17 protein-coding genes are annotated in these 17098 nt (G+C 73.1%); 8 read left to right on the forward strand and 9 right to left on the reverse strand.

The genetic code is table 11. The annotated features are described in order from the left end of the window. Positions 1-86 precede the first annotated feature (86 nt). From ureG to RIN80_RS18805, 3 genes are all read left to right on the forward strand, one after another. Complete coding sequence (gene ureG / locus RIN80_RS18795; RefSeq protein WP_309096764.1) at positions 87-770, forward strand: urease accessory protein UreG; 684 nt, start codon at positions 87-89, stop codon at positions 768-770. Then, complete coding sequence (locus tag RIN80_RS18800) at positions 752-1525, forward strand: urease accessory protein UreD (RefSeq protein ID WP_309096765.1); 774 nt, start codon at positions 752-754, stop codon at positions 1523-1525. The genes ureG and RIN80_RS18800 overlap by 19 nt, the downstream gene beginning before the upstream one ends. 130 nt (positions 1526-1655) lie before the next feature. Next, positions 1656-3257 (forward strand): alpha/beta hydrolase, encoded by a 1602-nt coding sequence (locus RIN80_RS18805; protein WP_309096766.1) that lies wholly within the window; start codon positions 1656-1658, stop codon positions 3255-3257. A 51-nt stretch (positions 3258-3308) separates the two neighbouring features. Here RIN80_RS18805 and RIN80_RS18810 read toward each other — a convergent pair whose 3' ends face one another. Both RIN80_RS18810 and RIN80_RS18815 read right to left on the reverse strand, forming a co-directional pair. Beyond that, positions 3309-4334, reverse strand: coding sequence for an NAD-dependent epimerase/dehydratase family protein (locus RIN80_RS18810; RefSeq protein ID WP_309096767.1), 1026 nt, complete (start codon positions 4332-4334; stop codon positions 3309-3311). 58 nt (positions 4335-4392) lie between these two features. Continuing rightward, positions 4393-5109: a lysophospholipid acyltransferase family protein gene (locus RIN80_RS18815; protein WP_309096768.1), complete on the reverse strand. Its 717-nt coding sequence runs from the start codon at positions 5107-5109 to the stop codon at positions 4393-4395. 318 nt (positions 5110-5427) lie between these two features. Here RIN80_RS18815 and RIN80_RS18820 point away from each other — a divergent pair, with 318 nt between their 5' ends. Next, positions 5428-5883 (forward strand): RpiB/LacA/LacB family sugar-phosphate isomerase, encoded by a 456-nt coding sequence (locus RIN80_RS18820; protein ID WP_309096769.1) that lies wholly within the window; start codon positions 5428-5430, stop codon positions 5881-5883. An 88-nt stretch (positions 5884-5971) separates the two neighbouring features. On the opposite strand, the gene RIN80_RS26600 is transcribed toward RIN80_RS18820, so the two are convergent. The 5 genes from RIN80_RS26600 to RIN80_RS18845 form a co-directional block, all read right to left on the reverse strand. Then, entirely contained in the window at positions 5972-6178 is a 207-nt protein-coding gene (locus RIN80_RS26600; RefSeq protein ID WP_375141735.1) for a hypothetical protein, read from the reverse strand. 183 nt (positions 6179-6361) lie between these two features. Beyond that, positions 6362-8821: a SpoIIE family protein phosphatase gene (locus RIN80_RS18830; RefSeq protein WP_309096770.1), complete on the reverse strand. Its 2460-nt coding sequence runs from the start codon at positions 8819-8821 to the stop codon at positions 6362-6364. 144 nt (positions 8822-8965) lie between these two features. Then, positions 8966-10219: an ornithine--oxo-acid transaminase gene (gene rocD / locus RIN80_RS18835; protein ID WP_309096771.1), complete on the reverse strand. Its 1254-nt coding sequence runs from the start codon at positions 10217-10219 to the stop codon at positions 8966-8968. After that, positions 10216-11046: a dimethylargininase gene (gene ddaH / locus RIN80_RS18840; protein WP_309096772.1), complete on the reverse strand. Its 831-nt coding sequence runs from the start codon at positions 11044-11046 to the stop codon at positions 10216-10218. The genes rocD and ddaH overlap by 4 nt, the downstream gene beginning before the upstream one ends. Positions 11047-11202: 156 nt before the next feature. Further along, positions 11203-11691 carry an Lrp/AsnC family transcriptional regulator gene (locus RIN80_RS18845; protein WP_309096773.1) on the reverse strand — a complete coding sequence of 163 codons (489 nt, stop codon included), beginning with the start codon at positions 11689-11691 and terminating at the stop codon, positions 11203-11205. A 56-nt stretch (positions 11692-11747) separates the two neighbouring features. Between RIN80_RS18845 and RIN80_RS18850 the strand changes: the two genes are divergently transcribed. The 4 genes from RIN80_RS18850 to RIN80_RS18865 are packed head-to-tail and all read left to right on the forward strand — an operon-like array spanning position 11748 to position 15796. Then, positions 11748-12497, forward strand: a complete 750-nt coding sequence (locus RIN80_RS18850; RefSeq protein ID WP_309096774.1) for a LytTR family DNA-binding domain-containing protein — start codon at positions 11748-11750, stop codon at positions 12495-12497. A gap of 2 nt (positions 12498-12499) precedes the next feature. Then, positions 12500-12859: a hypothetical protein gene (locus RIN80_RS18855; RefSeq protein WP_309096779.1), complete on the forward strand. Its 360-nt coding sequence runs from the start codon at positions 12500-12502 to the stop codon at positions 12857-12859. A gap of 10 nt (positions 12860-12869) precedes the next feature. Beyond that, positions 12870-14585 (forward strand): cation acetate symporter, encoded by a 1716-nt coding sequence (locus tag RIN80_RS18860; protein WP_309096775.1) that lies wholly within the window; start codon positions 12870-12872, stop codon positions 14583-14585. After that, entirely contained in the window at positions 14582-15796 is a 1215-nt protein-coding gene (locus RIN80_RS18865) for a histidine kinase (protein ID WP_309096776.1), read from the forward strand. The genes RIN80_RS18860 and RIN80_RS18865 overlap by 4 nt, the downstream gene beginning before the upstream one ends. A 4-nt stretch (positions 15797-15800) precedes the next feature. On the opposite strand, the gene RIN80_RS18870 is transcribed toward RIN80_RS18865, so the two are convergent. Next, a complete protein-coding gene (locus RIN80_RS18870; protein WP_309096777.1) occupies positions 15801-15992 on the reverse strand; it encodes a hypothetical protein in 192 nt (63 codons plus the stop codon). Between the two features lie 80 nt (positions 15993-16072). Then, on the reverse strand, positions 16073-17023 hold the full coding sequence (locus tag RIN80_RS18875) for a cytochrome c oxidase assembly protein (RefSeq protein ID WP_309096778.1): 951 nt from the start codon (positions 17021-17023) through the stop codon (positions 16073-16075). Positions 17024-17098 lie beyond the last annotated feature (75 nt).

The raw sequence follows: 17098 nt of genomic DNA on the forward strand, positions 1-17098 counted from the left end.
CCCCCCACCCGCACTCCGGCACCCAGGCCCCGCCACCCCATACCCAGTCGCCCGCAGTCCCGGGCCCGTCCCACCAGGAGCCGCACATGCACCTCGACCACGACCACGACGGCCCCACCGCGGTGAGCGCCGACGCCCGCCGCCCCGACGGCAGCCGCCGCGCCCTGCGGATCGGGCTCGGCGGTCCCGTCGGCTCGGGGAAGACCGCCACCGTCGCCGCGCTCTGCCGGGCGCTGCGCGACGAGTTGGCGCTCGCCGTCGTCACCAACGACATCTACACGCGGGAGGACGCCGAGTTCCTGCTCCGGGAGGCCGTGCTGCCGCCCGAGCGGATCACCGCCGTCGAGACGGGGGCCTGCCCGCACACCGCGATCCGGGACGACATCTCCGCGAACCTGGAGGCGGTGGAGGACCTGGAGGACGCGGTCGGGCCGCTGGACCTGGTGCTCGTGGAGTCCGGCGGCGACAACCTCACCGCCACCTTCTCCAAAGGGCTCGTCGACGCGCAGATCTTCGTCATCGACGTGGCCGGGGGCGACGACATCCCGCGCAAGGGCGGCCCCGGCGTGACCACTGCCGACCTGCTCGTGGTGAACAAGACCGACCTCGCCCCGTACGTCGGCTCCGACCTGGCGCGCATGGCTGCCGACGCCAAGGCGCAGCGCGCCGAACTGCCGGTGGTGTTCCAGTCGCTGCGCGGCGGTGCCGGGGTCGCCGACGTCGCCGCGTGGGTGCGGGGGCGGCTCGCCGCGTGGACGGCGGGAGCGTGAACGCGGCCGGGGTGCGCTCCCTGGCGCGGATCGTCGCCCGGGACGACGGCCGGGGCGGAACCGCGCTGCCCGTGCTGGCGAGCGACGGACCGCTGGCGCTGCGGCGCACCCGGGCCACCGGCGCCGGCGCACGGGTCATGCTGGTCGGCGCGATGAGCGGCCCGCTCGGCGGCGACCACTTCACGGTGCGGGGCCGGGTCGAACAAGGCGCACGGCTGACCGTCGGATCGGCCGCCGCCACCATCGCGCTGCCCGGCCAGACCAAGGGCGAGGCCCGCTACGACGTCGCCCTCGACGTCGCCGACCACGCGGAACTGCACTGGCTGCCCGAGCAGCTGATCTCCGCGCAGGGCAGCGACCTGTACGTCACGACCCGGGTCGAGCTCGCCGCGACGGCCCGGCTCGTGCTGCGCGAGGAGCAGGTGCTGGGGCGGGCCGGTGAGCGACCCGGACGTCTCACGAGCCGGCTGACCGTGCGGGTGGCCGGGCGGCTGGTGCTCGACCAGGAACTGGCCTGCGGGCCCGGCGCACCGGGCGGCTGGGACGGACCGGCGGTCCTCGCCGGACACCGCGCGGTGGGACAACTCGTGCTGGTTCGTCCCGAGTTCGCCACCGAGCCGGTGGACAGCGCGATGCTGGGCCCGGGAGCGGCACTCATGCCGCTCGCGGGCCCCGCCGCCCTGGTCACGGCGGTGGCTCCGGATGCCCTGAGGCTGCGGCGGCTGCTCGACGAGGCCCTCGCGACCCTCGGGTAGCCGTCCGCCGAGCAGAAGCGGTGCTCCGTTTATCGGATTGGCAAAGAAGGGCGTCCGCCCCTGTTGCCGGGGACCTCACAGCCGCGAGGATCCCCCGTACTGATCGCAACTGCGTACGGGGAGGTCCCACTTGAGGGGTACGAGACCGAAGAGGCGGGTGGCGGCGCTCGGCTCGGCCGGCGCGCTCGTCACGGCCACGCTGATAGCCGGCGCCGTCGCGGCGCCCACGGCGAACGCGAGCGCGGGCAGCGGCCCCGGCCAGGACCGCGAGGCCCGGGGGGCCGCCGTCGCCGCCGACCGCGCCGCGAAGGCCGGCATCGACTGGCAGGACTGCCCCGCCGACTGGAACCTGGCCAAGCCGATCCAGTGCGGGTACGTCACCGTGCCGCTCGACTACGCCAAGCCGTACGGCAAGCAGATCAAGCTCGCCGTCGACCGCATCGGCAACACGGGAACGAAAGAGGAGCGGCAGGGCGCGCTCATCTACAACCCCGGCGGCCCCGGCGGCTCCGGACTCCGCTTCCCGGCCCGGGTCACCAGCAAGAACCCCATCTGGGCCAACGCGGCCAAGGCGTACGACTTCGTGGGCTTCGACCCGCGCGGCGTCGGCAAGTCCACGCCGATCTCCTGCGTCGACCCGCAGGAGTTCGTCAAGGCGCCCAAGATGGACCCGGTGCCCGACTCCGAGGCCGACAAGCTCGCCCAGCGCAAGCTGGCCCGCGAGTACGCCGAGGGGTGCGAGGAGCGCAGCGGCTGGATGCTGCCGCACATGACCACGCCGAACACCGCGCGCGACCTCGACGTCATCCGCGCCGCCCTCGGCGAGAAGAAGCTCAACTACCTCGGCGTCTCCTACGGCACCTACCTCGGCGCCGTCTACGGCACGCTCTTCCCCGGCCACGTGCGCCGCATGGTCGTCGACAGCGTCGTCAACCCCTCCCGCGAGAAGATCTGGTACCAGGCCAACCTGGACCAGGACGTCGCCTTCGAGGGCCGCTGGAAGGACTGGCAGGACTGGGTCGCGAAGAACGACGCGACCTACCATCTCGGCGACACCCGCGACGAGGTCCAGCAGCAGTGGCTGAAGCTGCGCGCCACCGCCAAGAAGAGCCCCATCGGCGGGGTCGTCGGCCCGGCCGAGCTGATCTCCTTCTTCCAGGGCGCCCCGTACTACGACTCCTCGTGGGCGCCGGTCGCCTCGGTCTTCAGCAAGTACGTCGCCGGGGACACCCAGGCGCTCGTCGACGCCGCTGCCCCCGATCTGTCGGACACCGCGGGCAACGCCGCCTCCGAGAACGGCAACGCCGTGTACACGGCCGTGGAGTGCGCCGACGCCAAGTGGCCCACCAGCTGGCGGAAGTGGGACCGCGACAACACGCGGCTCCACCAGGAACACCCGTTCCTGACCTGGGCCAACGCCTGGATGAACCTCCCGTGCGCCACCTGGCCGGTCAAGCAGCAGACGCCGCTGAACGTGAAGACCGGCAAGGGCCTGCCGCCGGTGCTGATCGTGCAGTCCGAGCGTGACGCGGCCACTCCGTACGGGGGTGCCGTCGAACTGCACCAGCGGTTCAAGGGCTCGCGCCTGATCACCGAGAAGGACGCCGGCTCCCACGGCGTCACCGGCCTGACCAACCCGTGCGTCAACACGCGGGTCGACGCCTACCTGCTCTCGGGCAAGCTGGACGGCGCGGACGTGACCTGCGCGCCGCACGCCACGCCGAAGCCGTAGCGGCCGGGCGGACGGTGACGTGGGGCGGCCGGAGATCCGGCCGCCCCACGCTCATGCCGTGAACCAGGCGTCCTCCGCCGCGTAGTCGAACAGCTCGGGATACGCCCGCGCGAGCACGGGGAACGCGTCCCGCCAGTCACGGCCGGACAGGCGACGGGTCAGCCACTCCACCGTCTCCGGCAGGCTCCGGGCGTACGACACCACCGGCCGGTAGCCCAGTTCCCGTTCCGCGGCGGACATGTCGCACACCACCGGGTGCGGAACGGACCAGGGCGTCCGGCCCACCGACGCCGACGGCTCCGGCCCGTCGAGCGGCACCGTCTCGGCCTCGGCCCCCATCACCGCGTCGACGGCCGCGCCGATCTCGGCCACCGTCGGGGCCTGTGGATCGCAGGCGTTGAGCACCCGGGAACCGGGACGGGCCGCGGCCAGCCGCACCAGCTCGGCGACGTTCCGGGCGGCCGCCGGGTGGAACCGGCTGGTACCGCCGTACGCCAGCACCCTCCTGCGCCGGCCGTCGAGGTTCCGCTTCACGAAGTACAGCTCGCGGGGGAGCGGGCTGTGCGGTCCGTGCACCGCGCCCGCGCGCAGCAGGGTCGTCGGCAACCGGTCGCCCGCCGCGAGCAGTTCACGCTCCACCGCCGCCTTGCGCGTGCTGTAGGTGGCGTCCGAGGAGGCCACCGTCGGCTGGTGCTCGGGGATCGGTACCGGATACTCGGGGAACCCGCCGGGCTCGCCCATGGTGTCGAAGCCGCGGCCCCTGCCGTCCTCGTACACCGACGCCGTGGACACGACCACCGCCGAGCCGATGCGGCCGGCCAGGGCCGTCAACTGCCGTGCGTGCCGGGCCTCGTAGGCCACGATGTCGACCACCAGGTCACAGCCGTCGCCGATCAGCGCGCCCAGGGCCGCGTCGTCCTCGCGGTCCAGCCGCTCGGCCCGGACCTCCCCCGGCCAGTCCGGGTCCCGGCCGCCGCCACGCGAGGCGGCCGTCACCGCCCAGCCGTCCCGGGCCAGTGCCGCCACCGCCGGCCGGCCGATCTGCCCGCCGGCCCCGATCACCACCGCACGTCTCATGCCGCGACCGTAGGGCGCCGTGGACCGGCCGGGAAGCGGGTTCTGCCCACGGCAGAGGTCAACCCTGCGGGGCCCGCCGGAACTTGCGCTGCCTGGCCGCGGCCTCCTCGGCCTTGACGTCGGCCGCGTACCGGTCCACGTACTCCTGCTCGGACAGTGACAGGATCGCGTACATGATCTCGTCGGTGATGGCGCGCAGGACGGCCTTCTCGTTCTCCATGCCCTCGTAGCGGGAGAAGTCGAGGGGCTCGCCGAAGCGGATCACGACCGGGTGGATGTGGGGGATGACCTTGCCGGGCGGCTGGGCCTCGAACGTGCCGATCATCGCGCAGGGCACGACCGGGACACCCGCCTTGAGGGCCATCACCGCGACACCGACCTTGCCCTTGTAGAGGCGGCCGTCGTGCGAGCGGGTGCCCTCGGGGTAGATGCCGAGCAATTCGTCCTTGCTCAGCACGCCGAGGCCCTCGCGGATGGCCGCCTGGCCCGCGTCCTTGCCGGAGCGGTCGACCGGGATCTGCCCCGCGCTGCGGAAGAAGAAGGCCGTCAGGCGGCCTTTGACGCCCGGGCCCGTGAAGTACTCGGCCTTCGCGAGGAAGGTGATGCGCCGCTTGAGGATCGCGGGCATCAGGAAGTGGTCCGAGAACGACAGGTGATTGCCGGCGATGATCGCGGCGCCCTCCGCCGGCACGTGCTCCAGGCCCTCGATCCGAGGTCGGAAGACCAGTCTCAGCAGGGGGCCCAGCAGCACGTATTTCAGCAGATGGTAGAACAAGGCGGGCGCTCCTCGACTCTCGCGGTGGACTCAACCGCCGCGTTCCAGCAGGTCAACCGGCATGTCGTGGGGTGCCAGTGTAGGCGCAGCGGCGGTCGCCGGGCAGCTCGTCGGCAGGACCGCGCGGATCCTTCACGCTTTGACTGATGGTCAGTCAGGCCGGGTGGGGCCGGTGGTGCGCCTGCGGCCGGGGAGCATCGCGGGACCCGCGTGCCGCTCCGCACGGGGGACCGGCAAGCCGGACGCAGGGCATGTCGGAATACCGGGGTACCTGTCCGGCCACTGGTTCTTGCGGCCCCGCCGAGTAGTCTGCGAACCATGCGGATCTCTGTTTCCTCGGACATGGACGAGCCAGTCGCCCGCTCCCTCGTGGCCGCGCTGCGCGACCGGGGGCACGAGGTGCGCCCGCACGGCGCGCTGCGCCCCGGCGACGACCCGCAGTGGGCGGTGTGCTCCGAGGCCGCGGCCCGCGAGGTCGCCGACGGGACGGCCGACCAGGCCGTGGTGTGCTGCTGGACCGGCACGGGCGCCTCCATCGCCGCCAACAAGGTCCCCGGCGTCCGGGCGGCCCTGTGCACGGACGCCTACACGGCCGACGGAGCCCGCCGCTGGAACGACGCGAACGTGCTCGCGCTCAGCCTGCGGCTGACGTCCGAGCCGCTGCTGAAGGAGATCCTCGACGCCTGGTTCGGGGCAGTGCCCAGCACGGACGCCGAGGACCGGCAGAACGTGGACCGGGTGCGCCTGCTCGACCACGGCAAGGCCCGGATGTGACGGTCGCAGCCGGACGATGACCAGCGCCGTGTCGTCCGTGGTGCCGCCGGACGGCAGCAGCTCCAGTCGGGGCCCAGCACCGGCGCGTTCACCGGGGTCCGGTAGCGCTCCTCCCGCCCCCGGGGCGGTCCGGGGCCCCGACGTCGTAGCGCTGCAGCGCCATGGCGTCGCGCTCGCCGGTGGTCAGGGCCCGGTACGGCGACGCCTTTAGGGTGCGCATGCCGGTCGCGGCCGGGTCGTTGGAGTTGTCGGGGAAGACGTCGAAGACATGACGGCCGACCAGCTGCTCGCGCAAGCGGCCGGAGCCCCGGACGAACTGGCGTCCGCGTACACCAGCTCGGGCGTCAGGAGCGCCACCATGCCGGGCAGGCACCGGAACACCGCCCGCGCAGTCGATCACCGCATCCGTCATGGCCGCCGCCTCACCGATGCCCGAACTGGGAAAGTCTCGCACGGTATGGGGGGCGTCACCCGGGCATCACTCCGGGACGGTCGTCAGCGGCTGCTCGGCCCAGATGATCTTTCCGTCGGGAATGAAGCGCGTGCCCCACCGCTGGGTGAGCTGGGAGACCAGCAGCAGCCCGCGCCCGCCCTCGTCCGTCGTGCGGGGATGGCGCAGATGGGGCGCGGTGGCGCCGCTGTCGAAGACCTCGCACACCAGGGCGCGCTCCCGGATCAGCCGGAGCCGGATGGGCCCGCTGGAGTACCGGATGGCGTTGGTGACCAGCTCGCTGACCACCAGTTCCATGGTGAAGACCAGCTCGTCCAGGCCCCAGCGCGCCAGCTGCCGGGTGGCCGTGCGGCGGGCCTCGGCGACCACGGCCGGGTCGGAGGGCAGTTCCCAGGCCGCCACCTGCCCGGTGCCGAGACGTTTCGTCCGGGCCATCAGCAGGGCCACGTCGTCGTACGGACGGGCCGGCACCAGGGCGTCGACCACGGTCCGGCAGTACGTCTCGAGCGGACCTGCCTGTTCCAGCGCCCGGCGCAGCCGCTCCCGGCCGGCGTCGACGGCCCAGGTCTCGCCGCGGGCCAGCAGCCCGTCGGTGTGCAGGGCCAGCGTGCTGCCCTCCGGGAGAGTCAGCTCGACCGCCTCGAAGGGCGGGCCGCCCACGCCGAGCGCCGGGCCCTGCGGGAGATCGACGAACGTGACCGAACCGTCGGGCCGCACGACCGCCGGGGCCGGCTGGCCCGCCGCGGCCATCGCACAGCCGCCGTCGACCGGGTCGTACACGGCGTACAGACATCCGGCGCCCACCGATCGCCCGCCGTCGGCGCCCGCCGCCCCGGGTTCGGCCCCCTCCTCCCGCGCCGACCGCGCCACCAGGTCGTCCAGGTGCGCCAGCACCTCCTCGGGCGGCAGATCCAGCGCGGCAAGGGTCCGCACGGCGGTCCGCAGCTGCCCCATGGCCGCCGCGGCGTCGATGCCGTGCCCGGGCACCTCGCCCACGACGAGCGCGACCCGCGCCCCGGACAGCGGGATGAGGTCGTACCAGTCGCCGCCCAGCCCGGTCAGCTCGTCCGCCGGCCGGTAGCACGCGGCCACCTCGACGGCGTCCTGCTCGGGCAGCCGGTGCGGGAGCAGACTGCGCTGCAGCACGAGCGCGGCGTCGCGCTCGCGCGTGTAGCGGTGGGCGTTGTCCAGGCAGACGGCCGCGCGGGCGACGAGGTCCTCCGCAAGGCGCAGGTCCTCCGCGTCGAAGGGTTCCCGGTGGGTGCGCCGGTAGAAGCCGGTGACCCCCAGGGTGGTGCCGCGCGAGCGGATCGGCACGGTCATCACGCTGTGCAGGCCCAGTTCCCGGAAGGTGGCCCGGCGGCCGCCCGGAGCGTCGGTCGTCCAGTCCCGGGCCGAAGGGTCGAGCCGCTCCGCGCGCCAGGACCGGCCCGAGGTCAGGCACCGCACCGGGGGCGAGTCGGCCGCATAGGTCGCCACGTCACCGACCGGGACGACCACCGCCGGCGGGTCGTCGTCCGCGAAGCGGTGGCCCGCGCGGCGCAGCGCCACCGGCTCCGCCTTGTCCGGGAGCGGCCCGGGCGCCAGCTCGCCGCCGCCCAGCACCGTCTCCAGCAGGTCCACGGAGACGAAGTCGGCCAGTCCCGGCACCGCCACGTCCGCCAGCTCCTGCGCGGTGCGCATCAGGTCCAGGCTCCGGCCGATGCTCTCGCCGGCCCGGTCGAGCAGCGCCAGCCGCTGTCGCGCGCGGTGCCGCTCGGTCATGTCCACGACCGTGTAGTAGACGCCTATGGGGTTGCCCCGCTCGTCCTCCAGGCGCGTGAAGGACATCATGTGCGCCGTCTCGCGCAGCGGCGCCGACCGCACATGCCCCACGTGCTCGTATCCGACGATCGGCTCGCCCGTCTCCAGCACCTGCCGCATCTGCGCCTCGACCGCCTGCGCGTCCAGGCCCGGCTGCACGTCCGCGAACCGCAGACCGAGCCGGCGCGGGGCCGGTCCGCCGCCGAACTGCTCCAGGGCGGGATTGGACCACACGAACCGCAGGTCGGTGTCCACGATCGCGATCCCGACCGGGGCGTCGGCGACCATCCGCTCCAGCACCGCACGGCTCATGTCCCAGCCGGGTGCGCCGGCCAGCTCCGACAGCAGCACCAGCCAGCGGGAGCCGCCGTTCGCCTCCTCGGCCGGGACGATCCGGGCCGCGACCCGCACCGGCCGACCCTCCTTGTGGCGGGCCGTCAGCAACCCGCGCCAGCCGCCGTGCCTGCGACACCGCTCGACCAGGTCCGGCACCCGCTGCGCGTCCTCGGCGACCAGCAGGTCGGCGAGTTTCCGGCCCACCGCCTCGCCGGCCCGGTACGCCAGCAGGCGCCGGGCGTCGTCGGTCCAGCCCGTCACCACGCCCTGCGGATCGAGCAGCAGGGGCGCCGCGTCGGCCACGTCGAACCGCTGCCGGGCAGTGCCGTACTCCTCGTCTGCGCCCACGGCCGACCTCTCTGTCGCTGAGAGTGGTCTACCACCTCTTGCCCCCATCTTCACCCTTCCGGGGAGAGGGGGCGGCTTGTGCAGGGCCGGTCGGGGAGGCGCGGGCCGGACAGCCGCCCGCCCGGCCCGCGGCCTGCGGCCCGCCTAACCGAGGACCTTCTCCAGGGCCCCGAGCGCCCCCTGGAGCTCCTCGCCGGTGATGGTCAGCGGTGGTGCCAGGCGGATCGTCGAGCCGTGGGTGTCCTTCACCAGCACCCCCTCTCCCATGAGGCGCTCACTGATCTCGCGGCCGGTGCCGAGCGCGGGGTCGATGTCGACGCCCGCCCACAGGCCGCGCGCGCGGAAGCCCACCACGCCCCTGCCCACCAGTCGGGCCAGGCCCTCGCGCAGGATCACGCCCAGGTCGGCCGCCCGGCGCTGGAACTCGCCGGTCTCCAGCAAACCGACCACCGCCGTGCCGACCGCGGCCGCCAGCGGGTTGCCGCCGAAGGTCGAGCCGTGCTCGCCCGGGTGCAGCACCCCGAGCACCTCCCGGCGCCCGACCACCGCCGACACCGGCACGATGCCGCCGCCCAGCGCCTTGCCCAGCAGCACCACGTCCGGCACCACCGACTCGTGCTCGACCGCCAGCGTGCTGCCCGTCCGGCCCAGCCCGGACTGGATCTCGTCCGCCACGAACAGACAGCCCTTGCGGCGGGTCAGCTCGCGCACGCCGGCCAGGTAGCCGTCGTCCGGGACGATCACCCCGGCCTCGCCCTGGATCGGCTCGATCAATACCGCCGCCGTCGTGTCGTCGACCGCCGCCTCCAGCGCGGCCAGGTCGTTGTACGGCACGATCCGGAACCCCGGGGTGAAGGGCCCGAAGCCGGTCCGCGCGGTCTCGTCCGTGGAGAAGCTGACGATCGTCGTCGTCCGGCCGTGGAAGTTGTCCGCGGCCACCACGATCGTCGCCCGGTCCGCCGGCACGCCTTTGACGTCGTAGGCCCACTTGCGGGCCACCTTCACACCGCTCTCCACCGCCTCCGCGCCGGTGTTCATCGGCAGCACCATGTCCTGCCCGGTGAGCGCGGCCAGCCGCTCGGCGAACTCCGCGAGCCGGTCGTTGTGGAAGGCACGCGAGGTCAGGGTCAGCCGGTCCAGCTGACGGTGGGCCGCCTCGATCAGCGCCGGGTGCCGGTGGCCGAAGTTGAGGGCGGAGTAGCCGGCCAGCATGTCGAGATAGCGGCGGCCCTCCACGTCCTCCACCCAGGTGCCCTCGGCGCGGGCGACGACCACGGGCAGCGGGTGGTAGTTGTGCGCGAGGACCGGCTCCTCCGCGCGGATGAGCTCCTCGGAGCCGCGGCCGCCCCGCCGGCCGGGGGTGTCCTGCGGGCCACGGGTGGTGACGGGTGCGGTCATGAGCGGATCTCCCGGATCTCCTGGGTGCAGCACTTGATGCCGCCCCCTGCCTTGTGGAACTCGGACAGGTCGACGGGGACGGGGACGTAGCCGCGGTCGGCCAGCTGCCCGGCCAGGCCCGTCGCCCCGGGTGAGATGAAGACGTGGCGCCCGTCGGAGACGGAGTTCAGCCCGAAGGCCATCGCGTCCTCGCGGGTGGCGAGCACCGCGTCCGGGTACAGCCGGGCCAGCACCTCGCGGCTGCCCGGCGAGAACGCCTCGGGGTAGTAGGCGATGTTCCCGTCGTGCTCGTCGTCGAGGACGAACAGCGCCGTGTCCAGGTGGTAGAAGTACGGATCCACCAGGGTCAGGCCGATCACCGGCACCCCGAAGTACTCCTGTACCTCGCTGTGCGCCTCCCGGGTCGTGCGGAAGCCCGTCCCGGCGAGGATCCAGCGCCCGGCCGGGACCAGATCGCCCTCGCCCTCGCAGACCGACTCGGGGTGGTAGACCTCGTAGCCCTCCGCCTTGAACCACGCCTCGTAGGGCACGGACTCGGGCCGGCGCTCGGGCGCGTGGAAGAGCGAGCCGAAGACGCGGCCGTCGACCACGACCGCCGCGTTCGCGGCGAAGACCATGTCGGGCAGGCCGGGAACGGGTTTCACACGGTCCACGGTATGGCCGTGGGCACGGTAGGTGTCGACCAGCGCCTGCCACTGGTCCAGGGCCCGGAGCACGTCGACGGGTTCGTCGGGGTGCATCCAGGGGTTGATCGCGTACTGCACGGCGAAGTGTCTGGGTTCGCAGACGAGGTAGCGCCGCCGGCGCGGCACACGGGAGTCGGGCACGAAGGGGTCCCTCCGCTTCCTTACGGTGTGTGACTGGTGGTTGACACAACGGTAGGAATCGACAGGGGGTGCCGACAAGAAACAAAGCGTGCGCGTCCACGCAGGAACGCTGCGTCTTCCGGTCGGCCGGCGCACGTCCGCTGCGCCACTCGGGCGCTACTGGGGCGCCGGGTGGCTGGCCCCGGCCTCCGGACTCTCCGGCAGCAGATGGGACAGCACCATCACGCTGATCGTCTTCCGGATGAACGGTTCCTGCCGGATCCGCTCCAGCACCTCCTCGAAGTGCTCCACGTCCCGCGCCCGCACGTGCAGCAGCGCGTCCGCGCCGCCGGTCACCGTCATCGCCGCGGCGATCTCGGGGTAGTCGCGCACCACCTCGGCCAGCCGCCGCGGCGGAGCGGCGCCCTCGCAGTACACCTCGACGTAGGCCTCCGTGCGCCAGCCCAGCGCCGACGGCTTCACCGTCGCCGTGAACCCGGTGATCACGCCCGTCTCCCGCAGCCGGTCGACCCGCCGCTTGACCGCCGTGGCCGACAGCCCGATCGCCGTGCCGATCTCCGCGAACGACGTCCGGGCGTTCGCCATCAAGGCCGTGACGATCTTCCGGTCGAGCTCGTCGAACGCCGTGGACGGCCTGCTGTTCATGCGGGCACTGTATCCACGTGTCCGGACGGCGGGGATCGCCCCTACACTCCGGGTTCATGCTGCGCGCCCTGGCTGTCGACGACGAACGCCCCTCGCTCGAGGAACTGCTCTACCTGCTGCGGGCCGATCCCCGCATCGGCAGCGCGGAGGGCGCCGGCGACGCGACCGAGGCACTGCGCCGCATCAACCGCGCCCTGGAGTCCGGCCCGGGCGGGCCCGAGGCCATCGACGTCGTCTTCCTCGACATCCAGATGCCAGGACTCGACGGCCTCGACCTGGCCCGGCTGCTCACCGGCTTCGCCCGCCCGCCGCTCGTCGTGTTCGTCACCGCCCACGAGGACTTCGCCGTCCAGGCATTCGACCTCAAGGCCGTCGACTACGTCCTCAAGCCCGTCCGCAAGGAACGCCTCGCCGAAGCCGTCCGCCGGGCCGCCGAGCTGCGCGGCACCACGCCCCGCATCCCCGTGAGCGAACCCGACCCGGACCACATACCCGTCGAGCTCGGCGGCGTGACCCGCTTCGTCGCCGTCGAGGACATCACCCATGTCGAGGCCCAGGGCGACTACGCCCGCCTGCACACCGACAAGGGCAGCCACCTGGTCCGCATCCCGCTGTCCACCCTGGAGGAGCGCTGGCGCTCACGCGGCTTCGTCCGCATCCACCGCCGCCACCTCGTCGCCCTGCGCCACATCGGCGAACTCCGCCTCGACGCCGGCACCGTGAGCGTCCTCGTCGGCTCCGAGGAACTCCAGGTCAGCCGGCGCCACACCCGCGAACTGCGCGACCTGCTCATGAGGAGGACGTGACGGTGCCCCAGGACCACACCGAACGCCGCGTCGTCGTCACCGGCCCGCCCCGGCAGATCCGCAGGACGTCGGGCTACTACCGCCCGCGCACCGAGATCGACGAGCAGACCACCCTCGGCCACACCTACGTCCGCTCCCTGATGCGCACCCAGCTGCGCGCCGCCCTCACCGTCTTCGCGGTCCTCGGCCTGCTCGTCGGCCCGCTGCCGCTGCTCTTCGCCGCGCTGCCCGACGCCCGCCGCCTGGAGTGGGCCGTCCTCGGCTTCGGCCTCTACCTCCCGCTGGTCCTGCTCGCCCGCTGGTACGTCCGCCGCGCCGAGCGCAACGAGCGCGACTTCGTCCGCCTCGTCGAGGACCGCTGACGCCGCGCCCATGAACTCCAGCTACGCCGTCCCCGCCGTCGCCCTGGTCGTCGTCGCCACGGTCCTCGTCGGCGCCTTCGGCCTGCGCATCTCCCGCACCACCTCCGACTTCTACGTCGCCTCCCGCACCGTCGGCCCGCGTCTGAACGCCGCCGCCATCAGCGGCGAGTACCTCTCCGCCGCCTCCTTCCTCGGCATAGCGGGCCTCGTCCTGGTCCAGGGCCCCGACATGCTCTGGTACCCGGTCGGCTACACCGCCGGCTACCTGGTCCTGCTGCTCTTCGTCGCCGCCCCGCTGCGCCGCTCCGGCGCCTACACGCTGCCCGACTTCGCCGAGGCCCGCCTCGCCTCCCAGGCCGTACGGCGGCTCGCGGGAGCCTTCGTCGTCGGCGTCGGCTGGCTCTACCTGCTGCCCCAGCTGCAGGGCGCCGGACTCACCCTGACCGTGCTGACCGGGGCGCCCGACTGGCTGGGCGGTGTGATCGTCGCCGTCGTCGTCACCGCGACCGTCGCCGCCGGCGGCATGCGCAGCATCACCTTCGTCCAGGCCTTCCAGTACTGGCTGAAGCTCACCGCCCTCCTCGTCCCCGCCCTCTTCCTGGTCCTCGCCTGGCGGGGTGACGGCGCCCCGCGCCACGCCTTCGACGAACCGGCCACCTTCCGCGAGCAGCGGGTCGTCCGCGTCGACGACGGCGTCGACCTGAAACTGGACCGGCCCCTGGCCGTCACGGTCACCGGCACCGTCGACGGCCGCACCCACACCGGCACCCGCCTCGAGCTTCCCGCCGGCACCCACCACATCGAAGCCGGCACCCGGCTCACCTTCGCCGAGGGCGCGACCGTCCCCGCGGCCGAGCGCACCCAGGGCGGCGACCTCTCCCCGTCGCAGGCCGAGAGCCGCGCCGAACGCCCCCTGTACGCCACCTACGGGCTGATCCTCGCCACGTTCCTCGGCACCATGGGCCTGCCCCACGTCGTGGTCCGCTTCTACACCAGCCCGCACGGCGTGGCCGCCCGCCGCACCACCGTCGCCGTCCTCGGCCTGATCGGCGCCTTCTACCTCCTGCCCCCCGTCTACGGCGCCCTCGGCCGCCTCTACGCCCCCGAACTGACCCTCACCGGAGACCCGGACGCCGCCGTCCTCCTGCTGCCCGACCGGATGATCGGGGGAGTGGGCGGCGATCTGCTGGGAGCCCTGGTCGCGGGCGGCGCCTTCGCCGCGTTCCTGTCCACGGCCTCGGGTCTGACCATGGCCGTCGCGGGCGTCCTCACCCAGGACGTGCTGCCGTCCCGGGGCGTGCGGCACTTCCGGCTCGGGACCGTCCTGGCCATGGCCGTGCCGCTCGCGGCGAGCGTCCTGGTCGGCGGGCTCCCGGTCGCCGACGCCGTCGGCCTCGCCTTCGCGGTGTCCGCGTCCTCGTTCTGCCCGCTCCTGGTCCTCGGTATCTGGTGGCGGCGGCTGACCCCGCCCGGCGCCGCCGCCGGGATGCTGGTCGGGGGCGGCTCGGCCCTGCTGGCGGTCGCCGCGACCATGGCGGGCTACCCGGGCCGGGGCGCCGCCCTGCACGCCCTGCTCGCCTGGCCCGCCCTGTGGTCGGTGCCGCTGGGCTTCCTCACCATGATCCTGGTGTCCCTCGCCACCCCCGGCCGTGTCCCGCCGGGCACGGCCGCGGTCCTGGCCCGCTTCCACCTGCCCGAGGAACTGCGCACGGAGGTGAGCGCATGAGCGACTTCCTGGCCGGGCTGTGCGTCGCCGTGCTCCCGGTCCTGGCCCTCGGCGTCTGGCTCGGCCGGCGCACCGCCCGGGCCAAGAGCCTCGCCGGCCTCGGCACCCCCGTCGAGCACGCCACCTTCGAGACCCTGCACACCGCATCCCTCGCCGCGCCCCCGCTGCGGTCCGGCCTCACGGAGGAGACCGCCCGCAAGTCCGCCCGCAAACTGCGCTCCCTGCTCGGCACCGACGCCCTGTGCCTCACCGACCGCGCACAGGTCCTGGTCTGGGACGGCGACGGCGCCCACCACCGCACCGAGATCATGGAACGCCTCGCGGGCCCCCTGGACACCGGCCGCGGCGAGGCCTTCCGGCTCACCTGCGACAGCCTGGACTGCTCCGTGCGCTGGGCGGTCGTCGCCCCGCTCACCGTCGACGACCGGGTGCACGGCGCCCTGGTCGCCTGTGCGCCCCGCGAGTCCGCCGTCCTGGTCCGGGCCGCCGGCGAGGTCGCCCGCTGGGTGTCGGTGCAGCTGGAACTGGCGGACCTCGACCAGTCGCGCACCCGCCTCATCGAGGCCGAGATCAAGGCGCTGCGCGCCCAGATCTCCCCGCACTTCATCTTCAACTCGCTCGCGGTGATCGCGAGCTTCGTGCGCACCGACCCCGAGCGCGCCCGCGAACTGCTCCTGGAGTTCGCCGACTTCACCCGCTACTCGTTCCGCCGGCACGGCGACTTCACCACCCTCGCCGACGAGCTGCACGCCATCGACCACTACCTGGCCCTGGTGCGCGCCCGCTTCGGCGACCGGCTCTCCGTCACCCTCCAGATAGCGCCGGAGGTGCTGCCGGTCGCCCTGCCCTTCCTGTGCCTGCAGCCGCTCGTCGAGAACGCCGTCAAGCACGGCCTGGAGGGCAAGGCCGTCCCCCCGGGCAAGTGCCACATCCAGATCACCGCGCAGGACGCGGGAGCCGAGGCCCTGGTCGTCATCGAGGACGACGGCGCGGGCATGGACCCCGGACTGCTGCGCCGCATCCTCGCCCACGAGGCCAGCCCCTCCGGCGGCATCGGCCTGTCCAACGTCGACGACCGGCTCCGCCAGGTCTACGGCGACGACCACGGCCTGGTCATCGAGACCGCCGTCGGTGCCGGCATGAAGATCACCGTCCGTCTGCCGAAGTACCAGCCGGGGGTGCACTCGGCGGGCCGGCTGACCCGCGAGTGAGCCGTCAGGTGCTGCGCGTGGTGACCACCATGCCCAGGGTGATCAGGCCCAGGACGACCCAGCCGAACCACAGCCAGCCGTTGCTGCCGAGCGCCACCGTGTAGGCCGTCACCACGACGAGGCCGCCCACGGTGAGCACCCCCATGGTCTTCGTCCCGCTGGAGCCGTTCGTGGAACCGTTCGTGGAACCTGGCATCGCGGCGCCCTCCTCGTGGTCCGGTCCCTCCATGGTGCCCGGCGGGCGCCCGGCGCGCACGGGCCGTACACGAGCCGGTTTCAGCGCCCCTGCGTGTTCAGCGAGGCCAGATAGGCGTTGTACGCCTCCAGCTCCTTGTCACCGTCCCGCTCGGCGGCCCGGTCCGTGCGCCTGGCCTGACGCTGCTCCGAGGCGTACCACTGGAACAGCAGCGCGATCAGGACCAGCACGGACGGGATCTCGCTGAACGCCCAGGCGATGCCGCCCGCCGCGTTCTGGTCGGACAGCGCCTCGATGCCGAGGGAGGCGGGCGGGTTCTCGAACGTCGTCACCATCGGCTGGGACGCCATCATCAGCGCGATCCCGAAGAAGGCGTGGAAGGGCATGCCCGCGAACAGCTCCAGCATCCGCATCAGGTAGCCCGGCCGGTGCGGGCCCGGGTCCACGCCCATGATCGGCCAGAAGAACACCAGGCCGACGGCGAGGAAGTGCACCATCATCGCGATGTGCCCGGCCTTGGAGCCCATCAGCGTGTCGAACAGCGGGGTGAAGTACAGCCCGTACAGGCTCGCGATGAACAGCGGGATCGTGAACGCCGGGTGCGTGACGATCCGCATGTACCGGCTGTGCAGGAACATCAGCAGCAGCTCGCGCGGTCCCTTGCGGCCTCGCCCCGCCGTCGGCAGCGCCCGCAGCGCCAGGGTGATCGGCGCCCCGAGCAGGATGAGGATGGGCGAGACCATGCTGATCACCATGTGCTGCACCATGTGCACGCTGAACATCACCATGCCGTAGTCGTTCAGCTGGGTGCACATCATGAGCATGATGCTCAGCACCCCCAGGGCGTAGGCGACGGTCCGGCCGACGGGCCACTTGTCCCCGCGCCGCGTCAGCCGCACGACGCCCCAGCCGTACAGCGCCAGCCCCACCAGGCAGGCGACGAGGAAGAACGGGTCCGCCGACCATTGAAGACCTCGCCCCAGCGTGAACGGCGGCAGATCCATGGTCATGCCGTGCCCGCTGTGATCCATTCCGCCGGCTCCTGTTTCGTGGGGGTGTGCAGCAAGTTGTCCGCCCACAAGAGTAGAACCGCCCCCGGTGGTCGT

Origin of the sequence: Streptomyces sp. (genome assembly GCF_031181705.1) — a bacterium.
GTDB lineage: Bacteria > Actinomycetota > Actinomycetes > Streptomycetales > Streptomycetaceae > Streptomyces.